Origin of the sequence: Stenotrophomonas sp. AS012628 (assembly GCF_010608305.1) — a bacterium.
GTDB classification, from domain to species: domain Bacteria; phylum Pseudomonadota; class Gammaproteobacteria; order Xanthomonadales; family Xanthomonadaceae; genus Stenotrophomonas; species Stenotrophomonas geniculata.
Map to the genome: position 1 here is coordinate 1 of NZ_VMBJ01000334.1, position 207 is coordinate 207.

Here is a 207-nt window from a genome sequence, read left to right on the forward strand (position 1 = left end):
CAGATGGAACAGCGCGGCGGGCTGGCTGTAGTAGTCATCGTCCACCCGGTGGTTCCAGTGGTCCGCCGCACCCTCCAGGCTCAGCGGCGGCTCGGAGAAGTCAGGCTGCTCCTGCCACTGGTTGAAGCTGTTCGGCTCGTAGGTGACGCGCTGATGGGCGTTGTTGCCGTCCACCCGCATGCCGCCGTCGCGGTGGTAGACCTGGTG

At 66.7% G+C, this 207-nt stretch carries 1 pseudogene; it reads right to left on the reverse strand.

Annotation, left to right across the window (positions count from 1 at the left end):
• Positions 1–207: pseudogene (locus G5A07_RS22150) on the reverse strand (catalase); the annotation flags it as partial.